We start from the raw sequence: 21435 nt of genomic DNA on the forward strand, positions 1-21435 counted from the left end.
GTCTCATCCCTCGAGACGGAGCCCCCACGGTGAAACTGGACATTTACCAAGTCGACGCCTTTAGCGACCAGCCTTTCGGCGGTAACCCGGCCGCTGTTTGCCCGCTCACCGAGTGGCTGCCCGATCAACAACTCCAGGCCATCGCCGCGGAAAACAATCTGTCCGAAACCGCGTTTTTCGTGTCACGCGGCGACGTCTACGAATTGCGCTGGTTCACCCCGCAGGTGGAGGTCGACCTGTGCGGCCATGCGACATTGGCCACGGCCTGGGTGCTGATCCATGCGTTGGCGGCGGCACCCGACATGCTGCGTTTTGCCACGCGCAGCGGAGAGCTTCGAGTGAGCCGTAACGGCGATGAGCTGGTGATGGATTTTCCGGCCAAGACGCCTCAACCGTGTGCAGCGCCGGCCGGTATGCTCGAAGCACTGGGCATCGAGAATGCCGAGGTATTCGCCACCGACGACTACATTGTGCAGGTGGACGATGAAGCGTTGGTCGCGGCCCTCGCCCCGGACTTTTCTCGCCTCGCCGGCCTGCCCAAGCGCGGTATTGCGGTGACCGCCAAAAGTTCACGCGTTGATTTCATCTCCCGCTGGTTCGGCCCCAATGTCGGGATCAATGAAGATCCGGTCACCGGTTCCGCCCACACGTCGCTGGCACCGTTCTGGGCCGAGCGCCTGGGCAAGCACCGGTTAAGCGCCGAACAAGGCGGCACGCGGCGCGGCCAGTTGACCTGCGAAGTCAAAGGCGATCGCGTGTTTATTTCCGGCAAGGCCACGCTGTATCTACAAGGCACGATTTACCTGTAGCGCGTCATCCCTGGAGCAACAGATCATTCTCAACATGAACGGAGTTCACCGCGTGCATTGCATCCACCGCTTCCAACGCCTTGCGCCCCTTTCGGTACTTGTCGCCGCCCTGACCCTGAGCGCCTGTCACAGCGCCACGGTCCCTGAACTGCCACCGGCTCCGGAGCTGGGTTCGGGTTATCGCACCGACATGCGCGTGCGCCACGCCGAACGCCATATGGCCGCCGCCGCCAACCCGCTGGCGGCCGAAGCCGGGCGGGAAATCTTGCGCCAGGGTGGCTCGGCGATTGATGCCGCCATCGCCATGCAAGCGGTGTTGACGCTGGTGGAGCCACAATCGTCCGGGATCGGCGGTGGTGCCTTCATCATGGTGTGGGATGGCCAGCAGGTGCGCGCCTATGACGGACGCGAAACCGCGCCGGCCGGCGCCACCGCCGATCTGTTCCTGAACCCCGACGGCACACCGATGGCGTTTCCCCAGGCGCAGATCGGTGGCCGCTCGGTGGCCACGCCCGGCGTGCTACGTGCGTTGAAAATGGCCCACGAACAGAACGGTCGGCTGCCTTGGGCGCAATTGTTTGAGCCTGCGATCCGTTTGTCCGAGGACGGTTTTCCGATTTCTTCGCGCCTGCACAACCTGCTCGCCGCCGACCGTTACATCAGTCAGTCGCCGGATATGGCGAGCTACTTTCTCAATGCCGACGGCACCCCAAAAGCCATCGGTACGCTGCTGAAAAATCCAGCATTGGCCCGCGTACTCAAACGCATCGCCGAGGAAGGTCCGCAGGCGCTGTACCAGGGCCCGATTGCCGAGGAGATTGCGCGTAAGGTCCAGGGCCACCGTAACGCCGGAAGCCTGTCCCTGAGCGACCTCAAAGGTTACCGCGCCAAGGAACGCGCAGCGCTGTGTACCGACTACAAGCGCTGGCAAATCTGCGGCATGCCACCACCGTCGTCGGGTGGCGTCGCCATCGCGCAGATCCTCGGCACCTTACAGGCCCTGGAAGCGCGCGATCCACGCTGGTCGCTGGCGCCGCTCAAACCACTGAAGACCACGACGCCCGCCGGCCTCGAACCCGCGCCTGAAGCCGTGCATTTGATCGCCGAAGCCGATCGCCTGGCCTACGCCGACCGGGCGCAGTACATCGCTGACTCGGACTTTGTCCCGGTGCCGGTCGCCGGTCTCGTCGCGCCGGCTTACCTGAAGGCGCGCGCCGCCTTGATCAGCGAGCGCAGCATGGGGGTCGCCAAGCCTGGTCAACCGGCGGGGGTTCAAGTGGCGTATGCACCCGATCGCTCGCCCTTGCGCATTTCCACCTCCCAGGTGGTGGCGGTGGATGACCAAGGTGGCGCGGTGTCGATGACCACCACCATCGAGGCTGCGTTCGGCTCACACGTCATGGTCCAGGGTTTTCTGCTCAACAATCAGATGACGGACTTTTCCTTTATCCCCGACGAACACGGTCAACCCGTGGCGAACCGTATCGAACCCGGCAAACGCCCGCGCTCGTCCATGGCGCCAACGTTGGTATTTGATCGACAGACAGGCGAGTTGCTGGCGGCTGTCGGCTCGCCCGGTGGTTCACAGATCATCGAATACGTCAGCAAGTCCCTGGTGGCCATGCTCGACTGGAACCTCGACCCGCAAACCGCCATCGGCCTGCCCAACTTCGGCAGCCGCAATGGCGCTACCGAGCTGGAGCAAGGACTGTTCAGCCCGGCGTTGAAACAGGCACTCAAGGACAAGGGGCACGCGCTCAGCGAGATCGACATGACCAGCGGCACCCAAGCCGTCGTGCGTGTGCGTGATGCCCAGGGCAAGGCGGCATGGAGTGGCGGCGCGGACCCTCGGCGCGAGGGGGAGGCGTTGGGGGATTGAGGTAGAGCGGTTATTAGAGGTGGGGGATTTTGTGCGTCGAGCCTGGTCCCCCACGCCGATTTACCGACTGATCTTCAAGTCCTTGCGCCCCGCATGCCGCTCCAGCGCCAGCTCGATCAAGCGGCTGACCAGTTCGCTGTAGCTCATCCCCGCCGCCTGCCACAGCTTGGGGTACATGCTGATACGGGTGAAGCCAGGCAGCGAATTGATTTCGTTGACCAGCACTTCGCCCGCTTCGGTGAGAAACACGTCGACCCGGGCCAAACCCGAGCAGCCCAGGGTCTCGAACGCCTCGACGGCCAGCGCGCGAATGCGCTCGCTGGATTGCGCGCTGATATCGGCGGGGATCACCACGCGCGCGGCCTGTTCGTCGATGTACTTGCTGTCGTAGGAATAGAAACCGTCACGCACCACGATCTCGCCACAACCGCTGGCGATGGGGCGCTCGTTGCCGAGTACCGCACATTCGATTTCCCGACCTTTGACGGCAGACTCCACCAACACCTTTTGATCAAAACCCAGGGCCAGTTCGACGGCGGCGTGGTATTCGGCTTCGTTAGCGACTTTGCTCACCCCCACCGAGGAACCCTGGTTCGCCGGTTTGACGAACATGGGCAGGCCGAGCTTCTGTTGCGCTTGCGCAAACGAGGTGCGCGCCGCATTGCCACGGTTGAGGGTAATAAAAGGCGTCACCGCAATTCCGGCATCACGCAGCAGGCGCTTGCTGATGTCTTTGTCCATGCAGACCGCCGAACCCAGCACGTCGGAGCCTACAAACGGCAAGTCCGCCATGCGCAGCAAACCTTGCAGGCAACCGTCTTCGCCGAGTGTGCCGTGAACGATGGGGAAGATCACATCGACGTGTTCCAGCAAGCCCTGGCCGGAGGTTTCGACCAGTTGCTGGCTGGACTTGCCTGGCACCACCGCCAGTTCGCGGTTGGATTGGTTGAGGGCGATCAAAGCGGGGTCTTCCTGGTTAATCAGGAAGTTCGAGGTGTCATTGAGATGCCAGTGGCCAGCCTTGTCGATGCCGATCAGGATCGGCTCGAAACGCGAACGGTCCAAGGCATCAACGATGTTGCGGGCCGACTGCAAGGACACTTCGTGCTCTGCCGAGCGCCCACCAAAAATAATCCCTACCCGCAACTTGCTCATGCGTCCGCCTCACATTTAAAAAATAAGGTTTATTACCACGAGCCGTCAGCGGTTAGCCACCAGATGTGCGCCGAAAAGCACGTAACAACCGCCGGCAACGCGGTCCAGCCACTTGCGCGAACGGCTGTAGAGATGGGTCATGCGCGCGCTGGAAAATACCAGCGCCACGCTGGTGTACCAACTGAATGACAAGCTCGCCATGGTGATCACAGCCAGCGTCAACAACATCGGCGAAGGCGCCGGTGGCATGGTGGATGCGAAGATGGTGGCGACAAACAGCGCCGCCTTGGGATTGGACAGATTGCCCAGCAACCCCAGGCGCCACGCACAGAACAACGAACGCCGAGGCCCGTCGGGCAGCAGGCTCTGGTCCACGTCCGGTGCAGCGCGCTTGAACAGCTTGAGCCCCAGGTAAATCAAGTAGCAGCCACCGATGATCTTGAACGCCAGGTATAGCATGGGCGCGGCAGTGAACAACGATTTGATCCCCAACCCACCCGCCAGGCCCCATATCATGGTCCCGGTGGACACGCCTGCGGAGGTCATCACACCATGGCGGCGCGAGCAACTGGCGGCCAGCCGCGCCGTGTTGAAAAAATTCGGTCCCGGGGTTACCACGGCGACGGTCCACAGCAAAGCCAGCGACACCAGCGGCGTGGCATAGGCCGGATTGAAAAAGTCCATGGTGAACGTCCGCCAAGGCAGTGTTGGAAAAGCAAGCATAGGCCAGCGCTCAGGCGGTGCACAATCGTACAAGCTGCCGGCAGACAACCGGCGCATACTCGGTTAACGTCACTCCATCTGACACTTTTCGAAAAATATCCCATGGGCAAATCCACCGCGAGTATCGACTGGCTGCATCGCGCACCACCTGTCAGTGGCCTGGAGCGCATCGAAGCGTATTTTTCCGGGTTCGGTTACGACCCGCATCGCCATGACACCTACGCCATCGGCCACACGCTGCTTGGCGTGCAGAGTTTTCACTATCGCGGCAGAAAAACCCACAGCCTGCCGGGCACGACTATGGTGCTGCACCCCGATGAAGTCCACGACGGCTGGGCCGGCAGTGACGAAGGCTTCAAGTACCGGATGATTTATGTGGAACCGGCGCTGATCCAACAGATTCTCGGCGGCAAGCCGCTACCCTTTATCCACAACGGACTGTCCAACGACCCGTGGCTGTACCGCGCCTGCCAAGTGCTGGTGCAACGCCTCGACTGCGGGCTTGATCCATTGCTGGAACAGGATGCGCTGTTCGACCTGGCCCACGCACTGAATAATGCGGCGGGCGTGAACACCAGCCGCAAGACCTTTGATTACCAGGCCGCCGAGCGCGCCCGAGAGTTTATCCACGGCGCCTTGACCCGTACCATCACCCTGGACGAAATGGCCGAGCACTGCGGGCGTGATCGCTGGGCCTTGTCGCGGGATTTTCGCTTGTTGTTCGGTACCAGCCCTTACCGTTATCTGACCATGCGCCGTCTCGATCTGGTGCGTACCTTGCTCGGTCAGGGGCATTCGCTGGTGGATGCGGCGTTGACGGCAGGGTTTACCGACCAGAGTCATATGACCCGGCAATTTCGCAGTACCTATGGGTTGCCGCCTTCGCGCTGGGTGAGGATGCTGGGACGCACCTGAGCTTAGCCCCTTGTAGGAGCGAGCTTGCTCGCGAAAAACCTGAAGACACCTCGGGGTATCAGGCTTTCCGCGTCATCGTTAACGACCTTCGCGAGCAAGCTCGCTCCTACGGGGGATGGAATGCGTGCGCAAAAACAGGTCGGTTTTCAGGCCGTCTGATGCCGACAATATTCCCGGAAGCTAATAGCATTTACAGAAACCTTGGCGCGCGCCGTGCGGGCCAACGCTTGAATCCACGCCCCGGGTGTGAGAATAAACACCGTGGGCCACACCAACCGCGAGGCTAGCCAAGGATGAACCTGACATTGTTGCCGCCTTCGCGTTGGGTGAGGATGCTGGGGCGTACCTGAGCTTAGCCCCGTGTAGGAGCGAGCTTGCTCGCGAAAAACCTGAGGACACCTCGAGGTATCAGGCTTTGCGCGTCATCGTTAACGACCTTCGCGAGCAAGCTCGCTCCTACAGGGGATGGAATGCGCGCGCAAAAACAGGTCGGTTTTCAGGCCGCCTGATGCCGACAATATTCCCGGAAGCTAATAGCATTTACAGAAACCTTGGCGCGCGCCGTGTGGGCCAACGCTTGAATCCACGCCCCGGGTGTGAGAATAAACACCGTGGGCCACACCAACCGCGAGGCTAGCCAAGGATGAACCTGACATTGTTGCCGCCTTCGCGCTGGGTGAGGATGCTGGGGCGTACCTGAGCTTAGCCCCGTGTAGGAGCGAGCTTGCTCGCGAAAAACCTGAGGACACCTCGAGGTATCAGGCTTTGCGCGTCATCGTTAACGACCTTCGCGAGCAAGCTCGCTCCTACAGGGGATGGAATGCGTGCGCAAAAACAGGTCGGTTTTCAGGCCGCCTGATGCCGACAATATTCCCGGAAGCTAATAGCATTTACAGAAGCCTTGGGGCGCGCGCCGTGTGGGCCAACGCTTGAATCCACGCGCCGGGTGTGAGAATAAACACCGTGGGCCACACCAACCGCGAGGCTAGCCAAGGATGAACCTGACATTGACGCCCCCACAGTGGGATGACGTAAGCGAATTACTTGCGTTCGAGCTGACCAACCGGGCGTTTTTCGAGCGCTGGATCAATGCCCGACTGGACACCTATTACAGCGTCGACGGGGTAACCCGAGCCATCGAGAGCGCATTACAGGAAGCCAATGAAGACCGCGCCTATCAGTACCTGATACGCGAAAACGGTGTGCTGGTGGGACGGATCAACTTCAGTCAGGTGCGCCGCCGCTATTATCACTCCGCATCCCTGGGTTATCGCATGGGCGCCGAATACACTGGCCGTGGCGTGGCTCGACACGCCGTCGCGCTGGGTTTGCAGAAAGCCTTCGGCGAGCACGCCCTGAAGCGGGTCGAAGCCACGGTACGTCCAGAAAACCCGGGTTCATTGCGCGTGTTGCAGCGCAGTGGTTTTACCCAGTATGGCCACTCACACAAGAGCTTTCTGTTTCACGACCAATGGTTCGACCTGTTGCACTTCGAAATCCACGCCCCCTGAGGCTTACGTGGACAGCTGGTTGGCAAACTGTCCGACGGCATTGACCACTTTTTGCGCACCATCCTGAATCTCGACGATCACCGTGCCCGCCTCTGCCGCCAGGGACAAACCTTGTTCGGCCTGGGAGCGGCCGTCGGTCATCAACGCCACGGCGTCACGAGCCATGTCCTGGTTCTGACGTACCACGCCGACAATTTCCTCGGTCGCTTTGCTGGTGCGGGACGCCAATTGCCGCACTTCATCGGCCACCACCGCGAAGCCGCGCCCCTGCTCACCCGCGCGGGCGGCTTCGATGGCCGCGTTCAGCGCCAGCAAGTTGGTCTGCTCGGCGATCCCGCTGATGGTCTTGACGATGCTGCCAATTACCTGGGACTGGGCATTGAGCGCCTCGATACCCTCGCCGGCCTGCTGCATGTGCTTGGCCAGGTCACGCATCACAGTCACCGCCTGAGTGACGACTGCGGTGCCGCGCTGGGCGCTGCTGTCGGTGTGCAAGGAGGTGCTGTAGGCAATATCCGCGGCCTCGGCGACGGCTCGCTCGCGGTTGACTTGATCGGTGATCAGCGTGGCGAACTTGACCACTTTATACAGTCGGTTGTTGGCATCCAACACCGGGTTATAGGAGGCTTCCAACCAGACCTCTTGACCATGCGCGTCAATACGCTTGAAGCGCCCGGCGACAAACTCACCCGTGTTCAAGCGCTTCCAGAAATCCTGGTATTCGGGACTGTTGTATTCCTGCGGGTCGCAAAACAAGCGGTGATGCTTGCCCTGGATCTGCGCCAGGCTGTAACCCATGCCGTTGAGGAAACGTTCATTGGCAGACCGCACGTTACCGCTGAGGTCGAACTCGATAACCGCCGTGGAACGCAGCAGAGCGGTGAGCAGGTTCTGGTGGTCGCGGGAGGTCTCGATGGTACGGGTCAGGTCGCTGGAGTACATCGAAAAACACTTGATACGCCCGTCCGCACCAAGCACGGGTTGCACGATCGAGCGCAGCCAAGCGTCCTTGCCGTTGCCCCGCAGCAGGCGCACAGTGCCCGCGAAGTGCTCGCCACGGCTTAATGCGTGGTTAAAGCGCTGCTGAAACTCATCGTTTTTCACATGTAGCGGTACAAACTCATGAATCACACGGCCGAGCAAGTCGCTGGCCTTGTAGACCATTTCATCGAGGAAGTTCTGGTTGACCGACTCGACACGCCCTTCGCAATCAAGTTTCAGGGCAAGCATCTCACGATCCAGGCTCTCTTTGATCTGATGCAAACTGGACAGTTCTTCGCGAAGAGCGGCCAACTCCTGTTTTAAGCGGGTATTGAACATGAGAGCACCGAAGGGTAAGGGGACACGGATATCTTAGCCATCGGCGCGAAGGACATTTTCTGAAGAGCAGGGGATCGCCCCACTCAATTATATTTAGTACAGGTTGAGGCATGACGCTGGCTGAACAGCGCTACACACACCACTCCCACCGCGCCCATCACCACGCAATAGCCCACGCAAATCCACGGACTGGTGGGCATCAACGCAATCAACATCAATGGCGTGGTACTCGCCCACACGGCATAGGCGATGTTGTAGGTGAAGGAAATCCCCGAGACACGGATTTGCGCCGGAAACAGCCTGACCATCACCGAGGGCACCGCGCCCACCACCCCACAACTCAAGCCCGCCACTGCGTATGCAGCGCCCAGCCACACTCCGCCACCGATCAGGCTGGCATACAAGACGGCAATCCCCACTGGCAGCAACAGGCTGTAAACCAGCACCGCACGCCAGGCGCCGATGCGGTCCACCAGCAAGCCCGCCAGCACGCAACCGATATTCAGGAAGACAATGCCCAACGCGCTCAAAGCAAAGGTATCGCCAGGGCTCATGCCAAATATTTTTTGCATCATGGTCGGGGTGATGACGACCAGCACCACCACCGCCGAGGTAAGGACACAGGTGAGGACCATCGCCGGCAACAACGCGTGGCGGTGATCGCGCAAGACCGTGCGCAGCGGCAGTTCGGCAGCCGCCTGGCGGCGGGCCTGCATTTCGAGGAACACCGGGGTTTCACTGAGCCAACGCCGCAGCCACACGCCGATCACACCAAACACACCGCCCAGCAGGAACGGGAAACGCCAGGCGTAATCGAGGATCTGCTCCGGGGTATAAACCTGCGCCAGCAGCGTCGCCGTCAGCGCCCCGAGCAGATAGCCGAAGGTCAGCCCGGCCTGCAGGAAACCCAGGGCATAACCCCGATGATTATCTGGCGCGTGTTCGGCGACAAATACCCAGGCACTGGGCACTTCACCACCGACCGCGGCGCCCTGCAGGACGCGCAGCAGCAATAGGATCAGCGGTGCGAAATAGCCGATTTGCGCATAGGTCGGCATGATGCCGATCAGCAGGCACGGCAAGGCCATCATCAGAATGCTCAGGCTGAACACCCGTTTGCGTCCCAAGTGATCGGCGAAATGCGCCATCAGAATTCCGCCCAAGGGACGCGCGAGATAGCCAGTGACAAAGATCCCGAAGCTTTGCAGCAGGCGCAGCCATTCGGGCATTTCCGGCGGAAAAAACAGTTGGCTGAGCGTCAGCGCAAAAAACACGAAAATAATAAAGTCGTAGATTTCCAGGGCACCGCCCAAGGCGGCCAGGCCCAGGGTTCTGTAGTCGGAGCGGGAAAAACGCTGCGCCTGTGGATAAGCGGTGGCAGTCATGAAGAGGCTCGGCAGACAAACAAAATGGCGTGCAGGTTATGAGCTGCGCACGGTCATGGCAATCACCGGCGATATATTGGTTTTACTCATTGATCGATGAAAATAACAACATTCCCAACGCGCGCCCCCTGAGCGATGATGCTCGAAACCCTGTAAAGACACGTCACTGGCGCTCACCCCGGCAACGGGATTGGCGGCTCCGGTTTGCGTGTTCGCTGCCGTCATCCCGCCCCCATTATAAATACAAGAGGTAATCAAACGTGGCCGATCCTATCGAAGAAAGCCGCTATGCCCGATTTGCCCTGCGTTGCTCCAACTTCGCCGAACGCTGGTTTCCTGACTCCTGGGTGTTTGCCGCCCTCGCCGTGATCATCGTCGCGGTGGCGGCACTCGGCATGGGCGCGGCGCCGACCGAGGCCGCGAAGGCCTTCGGCGATGGTTTCTGGAGCCTGATCCCGTTCACCATGCAAATGGCCTTCGTGGTGATTGGCGGCTATGTGGTCGCCAGCTCGCCACCCGCCGTGAAGTTGATTGACCGCCTGGCGCGCATCCCCAGGAACGGTCGCTCCGCCGTGGCCTGGGTCGCGTTGATCTCGATGGTCGCTTCATTACTCAACTGGGGCCTGTCCCTGGTGTTTGGCGGGTTGCTGGTACGAGCCCTGGCGCGGCGCACGGATTTGCGCATGGACTATCGCGCAGCCGGAGCGGCGGCTTATCTGGGACTTGGCGCGGTGTGGGCGCTGGGCTTGTCGTCGTCGGCCGCGCAACTGCAGGCCAACCCGGCCAGTTTGCCACCGTCGATTCTGGCGATCACCGGGATGATTCCCTTCACCGACACCATCTTTCTCTGGCAATCAGGCGTGCTGTTGCTGGCGCTGATTGTGGTGTCACTGGTTATTGCCTATGTCACCGCGCCCGGCCCCAACTCCGCGCGTGACGCCAAGGCCTGCGGTGTTGATCCGGCGTTCAACCTGCCCAAGCCACAGCCACCGAGCCGTCCGGGAGAATGGCTGGAACACAGTCCGTTGCTGACGATTCTGCTGGCATTGCTGGCGGCCGGGTGGCTGTTCCATGAGTTTTCCAGCAAACCTGCGATCAGTGCGATCTCGGGGCTCAATACCTATAACTTTCTGTTCCTGATGGTCGGCGCCTTGCTGCACTGGCGCCCGCGCAGTTTCCTCGACGCGGTGGCCCGTGCGGTACCGACCACCACCGGGGTGTTGATCCAATTCCCGTTGTACGGCTCGATCGCGGCATTGATCACTGTCGTGAAAGGCGGCGACGGCCAGACCTTGGCTCACCACATCTCGACATTCTTCACCTCTATCGCCTCCCATGACACTTACGCACTGCTGATGGGTGTGTACTCGGCCGTACTGGGCTTTTTTATCCCTTCGGGCGGCGGCAAATGGATCATCGAAGCCCCCTACGTGATGCAAGTGGCCAATGACCTGCAATATCACCTGGGCTGGGCGGTACAGATCTACAACGCCGCCGAGGCGCTGCCGAACCTGATCAATCCGTTCTATATGCTGCCGTTGCTGGGGGTCCTGGGGCTGAAGGCGCGAGACTTGATCGGGTTTTCGTTTGTGCAGTTGCTGGTGCACACCCCGCTGGTGCTGTTCCTGCTGTGGGCGCTGGGGACGACATTGACGTATATGCCGCCGCTAATACCTTAGAGGGGGTTAGCTGCAAGCCTTGAGATTTGAAGCTTGCAGCTTGCAACCATCTTCATTGCGTCATATTTCATGGCTAGCGCTCCAACAAAGTATCTTGTAACAGTTAGCCAGGAATGCCCGCGATGAGTGATGAGCACGACGACCGCCTGCGCGCTGGCGGACTGGGGGATGAGTCGAGCAGCAACCGTTTCCTGGCCGATGCCGAAGCGGGCAAGCTGCCCGCCGTGACCTTCTACAACCCCCAGGGCAACCTGAATATGCGCGCCGGTTACGTCGACGTGGCCTCGGGTGATCGGCATATCACACGCGTCTTGAAGGTGCTGCAGGAAAGCCCGCAGAGCGAAAACAGGGTGGTCATCGTCACGGTCGATGAAAACGGCGGCTGGTGGTCTCGCCTTTTGCACGTAAAGGCACAGTCGACCATACGGTCTACGACACCGCCTCGATACTGCGTCTGGTTACCGCGTGTTCCAACTGGAACCCTTGGACGGCCTCAAGCAACGGGATGCCGCCATGGGTGATCTGAGCAACGCCCTGCGCTTCGCGAATTAAGCAGTTTTGCCAGGTGCCCGGCAAAAAATTGGATCAACCGACGCGCTTTTTCCTGGTCAAGCGCTACTGTGTGAGGGTGGGCACCCACCCCGCGCAGACGGGCTTTCGCTGACAAGGAACCACGCATGTTTAAACTGACCAGGCTGTCCTTCACCCTCGCCTCACTCACCTTGAGCGCAGTCGTACACGCCGATGTCGAACTTGACCTGGGAACCCCGCAACGGGTCACCCAACTGTTCGCCTACCCCAACAATTGCAACGTGATCTGTTTTCGACCCTGGACACTGGAACAGACGGTCGAGCATTACCTCACCCAAAGCCTGCAGCGGGACGGCTACAACCGCGCCCGAGTCAGCGTGAAAACCGCTGACAATCAGGTGCTCGCCCAGTTCAGTGGTGTCCCTGAGGGCTACGGCCAACCTTTGACCTCACTGTTGAACACCGCGGATCTGGCCTACCAGGGCGCCAGTCAACTCAATCGCGATGGCAAATGGCAGTTCGACTGGTCTCTGTTCCTGCCGTTGGGCATGGCCCTGGAAAACCGCAAAAGCATTGAGTTGCTGCATTTTCCGCCGGATTATTCCCTCACGCATTACCAGGACTACCTGGAGTCAGCCACCACCGATCGTTGGGCCACGCTGTTGACGGCCAACGGCATACCGGCGGCCCAGACGCCGGAGTACCAGACCATTATCGATATTGCGCCGATCGCTGCGCCTTCTTCGGCCGGCAAGGACCTGGAAGGTGTCTACAGCTACTTCACCGCTTACCAGACGCGGATGGTCCGGGAATTGAGCGTGCGCCCCGACGGGGCGCTGCCGATGGTGGCCTTCGGGGCTCCCGTGCGCAACTGGATCAAACAACAGTACGGGCCAACCCTGCCGGTGCTGGGCCTGGCACCGATCAATCCGGTCGAAGGCGCGACGGTCGCGGTACTGGGCGCCAATCACCCCAGTTATATCTGGTTCGGCGCCAACCCCGACACCTACGACGACGACCAGAAAAAAGCCGACGAGGCCGGCTTGAAGATCATGGGCCAGGATTTGAGTGCCGCGTGCTGGCAGGCCGCAATGGGCCAGGCGCCTGGCAGCGACCCCAATGTGCAACTCAAAGGCTGCATAAATACTTGGCAAGTGACTCGCAAGGAGCAGACATGCGAGTTGTTCTACACCTCGATTCGCGAGTTGCCCCCTGAGCAGGCAAAGGAAAAATGCGCCACCCCGTCAATCAAGGAGCAATTGAAACACTTGAAAAAACCCACACCGGCACTCTCCATCAGCGCACCGGTGCTTTAAGTCAGCCTTAGCCTACGCCAGCAATAGCCGATATCTACTGTTAGATTTGACAGTAGATATCGGATCCAATTTGCGCGAGGCTGAGACGTCCCATTCGCTGCAAGACTGGCAGTCATATCAATACCAGGAGGTCAATGCAGCCCGACAAGGAGTCTTATGAAAACGCAACGCACGGAACCGCCCTCCACTGCCAGTCACTGTCTGTATCCTTTCGAGACGCTGCAGACAGCGCAGGGCTATCCTTCTGACCAACATTTCCAGGTCGTGCGTACCCGCAACGGTCGGAGCACCGGCATCAAGGCCAAGGTGGCCTTCGACAAACGGATAAGCATTGCCAAGGTGTCGGGACATGTCGTGGACGAGCGACGCCTGCATACCCTGCAGATGTCTTCGCACATCTATCTTTACGATCCCTGGTTCAGCGGCCTGTTGATGCACTCGTGCGATCCGAACGTTTTTCTCGACATCACCGAGCTCGAGCTATGGACAACTCAGGCCATACACCCAGGCACACTGCTGACGATGGACTACGCCAGCACCGAGAACGTGTTGCATCAGCAGTTCCAGTGCCATTGCGGCGCCGATAACTGCCGAGGCTGGATCACGGGCAATAAAGAACCGTTGAACGAGGAAGGACAACGGTTCATGGAGCAGCGACGCCAGCGTAAGCGCGTTTAACTTTCGCCCAGCGGACGCAAGCGATATTGCGGCGGCAACTGCTCGAACCCACTGATGGTGGTGTTCAGGCTTTTCCAGCGACCATCCTTGATCCCGTAGATACAGCCGTGAATCGACAGGCTCTGTCCGCGATGCCAGGCATTTTGCACAATGCTGGTGTGACCGACATTGGCCACTTGCTGGATGACATTCAGTTCACACATGCGGTCGACGCGTTCTTCTTCCGTGGGCAATTGCGCCAGGGTTTCGCGGTTTTCGTAGTAAAGATCGCGGATCGTACGCAACCAGCCGTCGATCAGGCCAAACTGACGGTCCTGCATCGAGGCTCGCACACCGCCGCAGCCATAGTGGCCGGTCACCAGGATATGTTTGACCTTGAGTACATCTACCGCGTACTGGATCACCGACAGGCAATTGAGGTCAGTGTGCAGCACCACGTTGGCCACATTGCGGTGTACAAACAGGTCGCCGGGCAGCATGCCGACGATCTCATTGGCCGGAACCCGTGCGTCGGAACAACCGATCCACAGGTATTCCGGAGCTTGCTGGCGGGCGAGCTTGGCGAAAAATTCGGGATCTTCCTGTTTGATCGCATCCGCCCAGCGTTCGTTGTTATCTAGCAGGTCTTGTAGTTCGTTCATCAGGGAAAGCCTCAGGAATGATGCTCACGTATGACACAGGTGCGTTCGTCCGGGTCACGCCCTGCCGGCAGAAAGCCAAGACAAATTAGCTTGAATCTTAGGGCGTCATACCAGTCCACACACTATAAGCCCCACAGTATGAGGATTGGCCATGACTGAATCACGACGTCCTTACGGCGCTACACAGCCGGAACCGATTGATGACAATGAAGATCGCATGGGTTCGATGCGAGAGCTGGATTTTGACGAGAAGGAGCCCACCGCCGAGATTGGCGACGAGATTCCGGCAGGTGAGCGCGAGCACCTGATGCCCGACGAACGGGTACGTGAAGCCGGGCTGACCGGGGCCGCCACCGAGGATCATGCATCGACCGATGATGACATGAGTCCCGAAACGCTAATTCACGAAGATGGCGCGCGCGATGCGCGGGAGGAAGGAGAGGACGGCCCGGCGGACTACGACCTGAGTATTGTCGATGAGGATGAGATTGGTGGCGGCAATGGGCTGGACGAGGCGGAATTGGCGGAGCGAGACCCGGTAGACGGTAATCGCTAACACACCGCAGCCCGCTCCCACAGGGGAATTCGTCAGTTTCTAAACGTTGTGTAGATACCTACAACCTATGCCCACAGTGCACGTGTGTTTAGTCGACCAGGGTGCAGGCCATGACGACCGCATCTTCGCGCCCCCCGACGGCGGGGTAGTAATCCCGCCGGCGGCCAATCTCATTGAAGCCGTAGCGCTCATACAACCGAAATGCGCCGGCATTGCTGTCACGCACTTCAAGAAAACACTCCCGAGCATTGGCCGCATAGGCGCGAGACATCAAATGCTCCAACAGTGCCAATCCCAGGCCACGCCCCTGGCTTTCGGGCTTGACGGTAATGTTCAGCAGGTGTGCCTCGTCGAGGATAATCTGCACCACGCCGTGCCCCACTTGCTGCTCGCCTTCAAACATCAGCCAGATCTGGTACTTGCCCAGTCCGTCGAGAAAAATCCCCCGGGTCCAGGGATGGCTGAATGCCGCGTATTCGATTTTCAGTACGGCGTCGAGGTCCGCCTCGGTCATCGGGCGAAAGGATACAGCGTCACTCATGGGTACTTTTCCAAAGCGCCATCAGCCGGCGCATGGCTTGCCAGACTTCAGCCTTACGCTGTGGCTCTTCCATTAATAATTCGAGACCCGGCAATGCCCAGACAACACCGAGGCCCTCGACCTGCAACTGGCGGTACCAGGCTTCGGCGTTGGCTTCACCGGCGAAACGCACGGCGGGCAGGCCGATCAGCCACAGGCAGGCACAAGGTTCGTCCTCCAGGCGGGCCGACACAAAACTTTGCACAAAATCACGCGCAGCCTCCGGGCCCTGATCCATGGTGCCACGCACCAGCAGCGGCCAGCGCACCGGCTCGCCAACGATTTGCGGGCTGTCGGGCAGGCCGGCGGCGCGCAACATGTCTTTGAGCAGCAAATAGGCGGGATCGCGGGTCTGGAAGCGCTCGCCGGTGGGCAACTCCACCAACAGCAAACAACGCCCGGCCCGCAGCAGTTGCAAGGCAAAGCGCGGCGGCGGCACGACGGGCGCCTTGACCACCGGAGCCGGAGTGTCCTCGACCACCGGGGTCGGCCTGGCAGCCGATGAAGGGCGCGGTACTTCGACCCTGGCCCGCTCCGTCGGTCGCTCCAGGGCTTGAGCGGCGGGTTTGGCCACTGCCACAGCTGCGGCAGCTTCCTCGCCCGACACTTCAAAAGGCTCGAACGGCTCCAGCGCCTGCAACAGTTCGGGCCGCGATGGGGCGGCAAAAGGCAACTCGGTGCGCGGCAGCCAGTTGACCACTTGCATGGCGGTCAAATAAGCACGACGTCGGGACTCGATAAGCACAGCTCAGCCACTTGTGGATAACTAAAAGAGCGGGGATTCTACCGCCCTTCGGGGTTGATCGCCCACCGTTACAGTCAGCGCCCTGACCGGCTGTGGATAAATCCCGGCGCCGATGCAGTACAATCGCCGCTTTTAATCGCCAACCAGCCGGCCATTCCAATGATCGAACCCAAGCGCGTCTTGCGCGCCCTCGCCGAACACTGGGCCCTGCTTGAGCCACTGTGCGAACACTTCGACCAAGGTACCTTGAGCCTTGGCGAGCTGCGTACACAACTGGCCGCCCAACAACTGGACAGCACGCCGCAGGACATCACCAACCTGCTGGACGTGTGGATTCGCCTGGATATCCTGGTGCCTGTCGCCAAGAGCCCGAACCGTTTCGAGCTCAACGCACAGATCCACGACTTCCTCGCCTATCTTCGCAAGGAGCACCGGCTAGGCCTGTGCCTGGAAATCGAAGCCTACCTGCGCCACCTTGAGCGCCTGGCCGGTTATATCCAGGATGCCTTCGACATCCGCGACGGGCATGATCTGGCCCGCCAACTGCGGTTGTTGGACATGCGTGTGCGCGACGTGCTGAAAAAACTCGCCAACGACGAACAGGCCCTCGCCGCCGTGGCCGACCGGGCCAAGACCAGCGACCGGCAAATCCCGTTGCGCCAGCGCTATGCCGAAGTGCTGGCCACCTGGGACGAATACGTCGAACCGATGATTCAGCTGGTGAACGCCGACGGCGCGTTCGAGCAAGGTGTGCGCAAGGTCGAGAACGTGCTGCTGCGCATGCTCACCGAGCAACAGCGCCTCGGCCACCTGGTGGACGACGACATGCTGTTGCGCACTCACGCGCGCATCCTCGAAATGCAGACCAGCGCCCAGTTGACCTTGCGTCATGCCCGCGAGCTGCTGTTGCCATTGCGTGAAGAAGCACGCCGGCACAATGCCGTGACCCGTGGCGCGGCCCTGGCCTTGTCGGCCATCCGCCGCAAGGGCCTGGACGCGGTGCCGCAAGCGGCAATGCCGATGTTCACCCGGCCGCAAAGCACCTTTCTCGGCAGCGCCAGCCAGGTCGAAGCCTATGTGTACGCCTTGGCGAATTTCGAACCCAAGCCGGCGCGCTTCCCCAAGACTCACAAATCCCACAAGGGCCAGGCGCCTCGCGCACCGCGCACGGTCAAGGAAATGCTCGAACGCTGCGAAGACGCGCTGCCGATGCCGGACCTGATGACCTGGCTGCTGGAACAGGAACCGGACGGCGCCACCGACGAGTTGCTGTACTGGTTCTCGCGCCTGTCGCGGGAAAAGCGTTTCAAGCGCGAGCGCCTGGAACGCCGGGATTACCACACTCACGAGCACCAGGTCAGCCTGCGCTCATTCGCCCTGCTCCCGGCCAGCACTGATGCGGCCGAGCACTCTGCGAGCACCCCTTATGCATCTTGATCTATCCGAACTGTCCCAGCTGGCGCCGATTTTTCGCGAGCTGTTCAAGGGTTACCACGTCAGCCGCCGCGACCCGGAGCTGTACGCGCAATTGTCGAATTTCCAGGATCAGTACCGCACCCTGTTCAAGGCCCTGGGCTTTGAGTTGGTATGCGATACCCGTGGTTTCTACTACTTCGTCCCGGACACCGCCGCTGCCGCCGCGCAGGTCAATAAGACCGCTCAGCGCCTGGCGTTGTTCACCTTCATCCTGGTCGAACACCTGGCCGACCAGGGTCGCGATCCGATTGCCGTGCTGGACGGCGGCAGTCTGGGCCGCGATGAACTGCCGTCGTTGCTGGAGAAGTACCGCGACCTGTTTATCCAGGCCGAAGTGCAGACCCAGGAGGAGCTGGAAGAGAAAATCATGCGCCGCATGACCCAACTCGGGTTTGCCAGCGAGGACAACGGTACCTACCGCTTCCTGCCGCCGATGCACCGCTTCCTTGACGTGTGCCTGTCGGTGCAGCAAGACCGCGACCTCGCTGCCAGCGTCCACAGTGTGTTGCCATTACCGGCGCCGGTGATCATCGACGAAGACAGCGATGAAAAGCTGCTGCAGACCGAAGATCCGCTGGACCTCAGTGACTTCGCTGAAGAAAGCGAAGAAGACGCCCTGGCCCGCGCCATTGCCGAAGAACAGGAGACCGATGCATGAGCAAGGAACGCTACGGCATTCGCCGCTTCGCCCTATTGAACACTGCGGGTTACAGCCTGGGTCTGTTCCCGCTGGAAGAACCGCTGTCGGTATACGGCGCGAACAACCTGGGTAAGTCGGCCTCGATCAACGCCTTGCAGTTCCCGATTCTGGCGCGCATGTCGGACATGAGTTTCGGCAAGTACACCCTGGAGCAATCCCGGCGTTTCTACTTTGCCACCGACACCAGCTACATTCTCGTGGAAGTGTCTCTGCCCCATGGCCCGCATGTGATTGGCGTGGTCGGTCGTGGCCCGGGCGGCGGTTTCGGTCACCAGTTCTTTGCCTACGCGGGCAAACTGGACCTGGCGCATTACCAGAAGAATGACACCTGTCTGCGCCAGAAAGAACTGTTCACCAACCTTGAGCGCGAAGGCCTGAAAGCCTACGAACTCAAGCCCGATGAACTGCGGCGCTTGCTGGTCGGCGGTCACACCTCGATTCCGCTGGACCTGACCCTGATTCCGCTGCGCTCTACCAGCGAGCAGAGCCTGAAGACCTTCCGCGCGCTGTTCATCAACTTGCTGCACATGCGCGAAATCACCGCGGCCAAGCTCAAGCAGCTGTTCCTCGATGCCTTCGAGCACAGCTTGCGCTCCGGCAGTGTCGACTACATCGCCGCGTGTGAAGAAGCCTTCCGCGACGTACGACGCATGGAGCAGGATTACAACTCGCTGGTGGCTGCCGGGCCGCTGGTCGAAGCGCTGGCCAATGGCGTGAAACACCGCGACACCCTGCGCGGCAAATTGCATCGTCTGTCGCCACTGCTGGATTCGCTGCTGGGTACCTGGTCGGATTACGCCGGCGCGCGCAAGGAAGAACTGACAATCCAGGCCGAGCATTACCGCAACGAGCAAGACGCCCTGCAGAATGATCAGCGCGGCGGTACTCAAGAGCTGATGCGCCTGGAGCGGGAAATCAGCGGGGTTCAGCGCTGGCTGGGCGAGCTGTCGGTGCTCAAGCATCGCTTTGCCCTGGTGGATAACGTCAAGGTCCTGGAACAGCAACTGCTGGCGGCCAAGGATGCCCACGATGAATTGGCGGGCGCCCTGGCGCAGTCGCGGCAGTTCAGCGCGGAGGATCTGGACGAACGCCTGCGCGACCTGGAAAAACGCCTGAAGTCGGTCAAGCAACAGCTCGATCATGCGGACAACAACAGCTACGCCAAGCTGCGGGAAGAGTTCTCACAGCAAGATGTCGAACGACTGATGCGTCTGTTCAACAGTTCGCTGTTCAGCCTGCCGCTGGGTGAGCATGGCATCACCCTGGATGAAGACGGCCAGTGGGTAAAGTCGCTGGAACTGATCCTCGATGGCTTCAAGGGCGAGCGTTTCGAAGTGCCGGGGTTGTGCATCGATATCTCGCACATCGAACCACCCGCATTGCAGGCCCTCGCCGACCGCGCGGCGTTACGCGACCAGAAAGAACGCCTGGAAAAAGAACTCAAGCAACTGAAGACCCAGGCGGCAGTGGTATCTGACCGCGCGGCGAGCAAGACCCAGACCGAAGCGCTGTACCAACAGGTGCTGGACGCGCAGAAGGCCCTGGAAGATTTCCGTCGCACGCAAACCCTGAGTGCCGAAGAAGGCGAAAAACTCGAGCAACTGGCGCAGATGGAAGCGGCGCAGGACGAATTGAAGCGTTCCAGCGATGCCTTTACCGAGCGCGTCCAGCAACTGTCGGCGAAGCTGCAACTGGTGGGTCGCCAGATCGCCGACATGGAAGCCAAGCAGCGCACCCTGGATGACGCCTTGCGTCGTCGCCAGTTGCTGCCGGCAGACTTGCCGTTCGGCACGCCGTTCATGGATCCCGTCGATGACCCCATGGACAACCTGTTGCCGCTGCTCAATGACTATCAGGACAGCTGGCAAGGTCTGCTGCGCGCTGATGGGCAGATCGAAGCGCTGTACGCTCAGGTCCGCCTCAAGGGTGTGGCCAAGTTCGACAGCGAAGACGATATGGAGCGTCGCCTGCAACTGCTGATAAACGCCTACGCTCACCGCACCGACGAAGCCCTGACCCTGGGCAAGGCACGACGCGCGGCGGTCACCGATATCGCACGGACCCTGCGCAACATTCGCAGCGACTACGACAGCCTTGAGCATCAACTGGCGCTGTTCAACCGTGAGATCAACAAACGCCAGGTATCCAACCTGCAGAGTTTCCGCATTGTGCTGGCGCCGAACAAGGAAGCCCTCAAGCACATCGATCAGATCATCCACAGCGCCGGACAGTATGAGGAAGGCGAAACCCTGTCGGTGTTCGACCTCAGTCAGAGCGCCGAACAGGACAATAAGAACGAAGAGGCCAAAGAGTACCTGGCACGCCTGGTAGCGGCGAACCATAACCAATTGGGTCTCAAGGATCTGTTCGAGCTGGCTTTCGAGATCACCAAGGTCAACGGCCAGCCGGTGATCCATACCGACATCGACGGCGCCGCGTCCAACGGCACCACCATGACCATCAAGGCGCTGACCAACATGTACTTGTTGCTGCACTTGATGGATCGCGAACAGGCGGGTCGTGTGCGCTTGCCCTACTATCTCGACGAAGCGGCAGACATCGACGAGAAGAACCAGGCGGCGTTGCTGGAAACCAGCTTGCAACTGGGCTTTGTGCCGATTCTGGCCAGTGTGAAACCACAGGTTTCCGCCCAGGTCGCGATTGACCTGGAAGGCGGTAGCGGGCCGAACGGAATCTACATCGACGAGGCGGACTGGAAATACATCCGTCGCCATGATGTGGTGAAAGCGACGGTCAATGTGCAGGCGGATGAGCCGGAGTTGGATGAGGTCTGATCTGCCGCACTGAAATGCAAAAAGGCCGCGATCCCATGGAT

Annotated in this window: 18 protein-coding genes and 2 pseudogenes; 12 read left to right on the top strand and 8 right to left on the bottom strand. The window is 60.3% G+C overall.

The window, feature by feature from the left end; genetic code table 11:
• Positions 1-29: 29 nt before the first annotated feature.
• A complete protein-coding gene (locus tag BLU75_RS18530; RefSeq protein ID WP_084379258.1) occupies positions 30-809 on the top strand; it encodes a PhzF family phenazine biosynthesis protein in 780 nt (259 codons plus the stop codon).
• Between the two features lie 34 nt (positions 810-843).
• Positions 844-2688, top strand: a complete 1845-nt coding sequence (ggt, locus tag BLU75_RS18535) for a gamma-glutamyltransferase (protein ID WP_084379257.1) — start codon at positions 844-846, stop codon at positions 2686-2688.
• Positions 2689-2748: 60 nt separating this feature from the next.
• Here ggt and ddlA read toward each other — a convergent pair whose 3' ends face one another.
• Positions 2749-3843 carry a D-alanine--D-alanine ligase gene (ddlA, locus tag BLU75_RS18540; protein ID WP_084379256.1) on the bottom strand — a complete coding sequence of 365 codons (1095 nt, stop codon included), beginning with the start codon at positions 3841-3843 and terminating at the stop codon, positions 2749-2751.
• Positions 3844-3888: 45 nt separating this feature from the next.
• The gene (locus tag BLU75_RS18545) at positions 3889-4527 is read right to left on the bottom strand and encodes a LysE family translocator (protein ID WP_084379255.1); all 639 of its coding nucleotides are present in this window, start codon (positions 4525-4527) and stop codon (positions 3889-3891) included.
• Between the two features lie 141 nt (positions 4528-4668).
• Here BLU75_RS18545 and BLU75_RS18550 point away from each other — a divergent pair, with 141 nt between their 5' ends.
• Together BLU75_RS18550 and BLU75_RS18555 are read left to right on the top strand one after the other, a co-directional pair.
• A complete protein-coding gene (locus BLU75_RS18550; RefSeq protein WP_084379254.1) occupies positions 4669-5481 on the top strand; it encodes an AraC family transcriptional regulator in 813 nt (270 codons plus the stop codon).
• A 995-nt stretch (positions 5482-6476) separates the two neighbouring features.
• Positions 6477-6992, top strand: coding sequence for a GNAT family N-acetyltransferase (locus BLU75_RS18555; RefSeq protein ID WP_084379253.1), 516 nt, complete (start codon positions 6477-6479; stop codon positions 6990-6992).
• Positions 6993-6995: 3 nt separating this feature from the next.
• On the opposite strand, the gene BLU75_RS28345 is transcribed toward BLU75_RS18555, so the two are convergent.
• The 3 genes and pseudogenes from BLU75_RS28345 to BLU75_RS18565 form a co-directional block, all read right to left on the bottom strand.
• Positions 6996-7427 (bottom strand): methyl-accepting chemotaxis protein, encoded by a 432-nt coding sequence (locus BLU75_RS28345; RefSeq protein ID WP_414860573.1) that lies wholly within the window; start codon positions 7425-7427, stop codon positions 6996-6998.
• Between the two features lie 156 nt (positions 7428-7583).
• A pseudogene (locus BLU75_RS28350) lies at positions 7584-8312 on the bottom strand (PAS domain-containing protein); the annotation flags it as partial.
• Positions 8313-8395: 83 nt separating this feature from the next.
• On the bottom strand, positions 8396-9697 hold the full coding sequence (locus tag BLU75_RS18565) for an MFS transporter (protein ID WP_084379251.1): 1302 nt from the start codon (positions 9695-9697) through the stop codon (positions 8396-8398).
• A gap of 260 nt (positions 9698-9957) precedes the next feature.
• Here BLU75_RS18565 and BLU75_RS18570 point away from each other — a divergent pair, with 260 nt between their 5' ends.
• The 4 genes and pseudogenes from BLU75_RS18570 to BLU75_RS18585 all read left to right on the top strand — a co-directional run bounded on the left by BLU75_RS18570 (position 9958) and on the right by BLU75_RS18585 (position 13901).
• Positions 9958-11376 carry a short-chain fatty acid transporter gene (locus BLU75_RS18570; RefSeq protein WP_084379250.1) on the top strand — a complete coding sequence of 473 codons (1419 nt, stop codon included), beginning with the start codon at positions 9958-9960 and terminating at the stop codon, positions 11374-11376.
• Between the two features lie 116 nt (positions 11377-11492).
• Positions 11493-11928 (top strand): annotated as a pseudogene (locus BLU75_RS18575) (alkaline phosphatase family protein); the annotation flags it as partial.
• A 125-nt stretch (positions 11929-12053) separates the two neighbouring features.
• Positions 12054-13223 carry a hypothetical protein gene (locus BLU75_RS18580; RefSeq protein ID WP_084379249.1) on the top strand — a complete coding sequence of 390 codons (1170 nt, stop codon included), beginning with the start codon at positions 12054-12056 and terminating at the stop codon, positions 13221-13223.
• Positions 13224-13379: 156 nt separating this feature from the next.
• The gene (locus BLU75_RS18585) at positions 13380-13901 is read left to right on the top strand and encodes an SET domain-containing protein (RefSeq protein ID WP_084379248.1); all 522 of its coding nucleotides are present in this window, start codon (positions 13380-13382) and stop codon (positions 13899-13901) included.
• Here the strand turns inward: BLU75_RS18585 and can are convergent.
• A complete protein-coding gene (can, locus tag BLU75_RS18590; protein ID WP_084379247.1) occupies positions 13898-14542 on the bottom strand; it encodes a carbonate dehydratase in 645 nt (214 codons plus the stop codon). The two genes, BLU75_RS18585 and can, sit on opposite strands and share 4 nt — an antisense overlap.
• A gap of 151 nt (positions 14543-14693) precedes the next feature.
• On the opposite strand from can, the gene BLU75_RS18595 reads away from it, so the two are divergent.
• The gene (locus BLU75_RS18595; RefSeq protein WP_084379246.1) at positions 14694-15098 is read left to right on the top strand and encodes a serine kinase/phosphatase; all 405 of its coding nucleotides are present in this window, start codon (positions 14694-14696) and stop codon (positions 15096-15098) included.
• A gap of 88 nt (positions 15099-15186) precedes the next feature.
• Here the strand turns inward: BLU75_RS18595 and rimI are convergent, their stop codons facing one another.
• Together rimI and BLU75_RS18605 are read right to left on the bottom strand one after the other, a co-directional pair.
• A complete protein-coding gene (rimI, locus tag BLU75_RS18600; protein WP_084379245.1) occupies positions 15187-15639 on the bottom strand; it encodes a ribosomal protein S18-alanine N-acetyltransferase in 453 nt (150 codons plus the stop codon).
• The gene (locus BLU75_RS18605) at positions 15632-16384 is read right to left on the bottom strand and encodes an energy transducer TonB (RefSeq protein WP_084379244.1); all 753 of its coding nucleotides are present in this window, start codon (positions 16382-16384) and stop codon (positions 15632-15634) included. The genes rimI and BLU75_RS18605 overlap by 8 nt, the downstream gene beginning before the upstream one ends.
• A 198-nt stretch (positions 16385-16582) precedes the next feature.
• On the opposite strand from BLU75_RS18605, the gene mksB reads away from it, so the two are divergent.
• Genes mksB through mksF form a run of 3 tightly spaced genes read left to right on the top strand, consistent with a single transcriptional unit; the run spans position 16583 to position 21394 of the window.
• Positions 16583-17860: an Mks condensin complex protein MksB gene (gene mksB, locus BLU75_RS18610; protein WP_084379369.1), complete on the top strand. Its 1278-nt coding sequence runs from the start codon at positions 16583-16585 to the stop codon at positions 17858-17860.
• The gene (gene mksE / locus BLU75_RS18615; protein ID WP_084379243.1) at positions 17850-18557 is read left to right on the top strand and encodes an Mks condensin complex protein MksE; all 708 of its coding nucleotides are present in this window, start codon (positions 17850-17852) and stop codon (positions 18555-18557) included. The genes mksB and mksE overlap by 11 nt, the downstream gene beginning before the upstream one ends.
• Positions 18554-21394 carry an Mks condensin complex protein MksF gene (gene mksF / locus BLU75_RS18620; RefSeq protein WP_084379242.1) on the top strand — a complete coding sequence of 947 codons (2841 nt, stop codon included), beginning with the start codon at positions 18554-18556 and terminating at the stop codon, positions 21392-21394. The genes mksE and mksF overlap by 4 nt, the downstream gene beginning before the upstream one ends.
• Positions 21395-21435 lie beyond the last annotated feature (41 nt).

Source organism: Pseudomonas mucidolens (genome assembly GCF_900106045.1).
Lineage (GTDB): Bacteria > Pseudomonadota > Gammaproteobacteria > Pseudomonadales > Pseudomonadaceae > Aquipseudomonas > Aquipseudomonas mucidolens.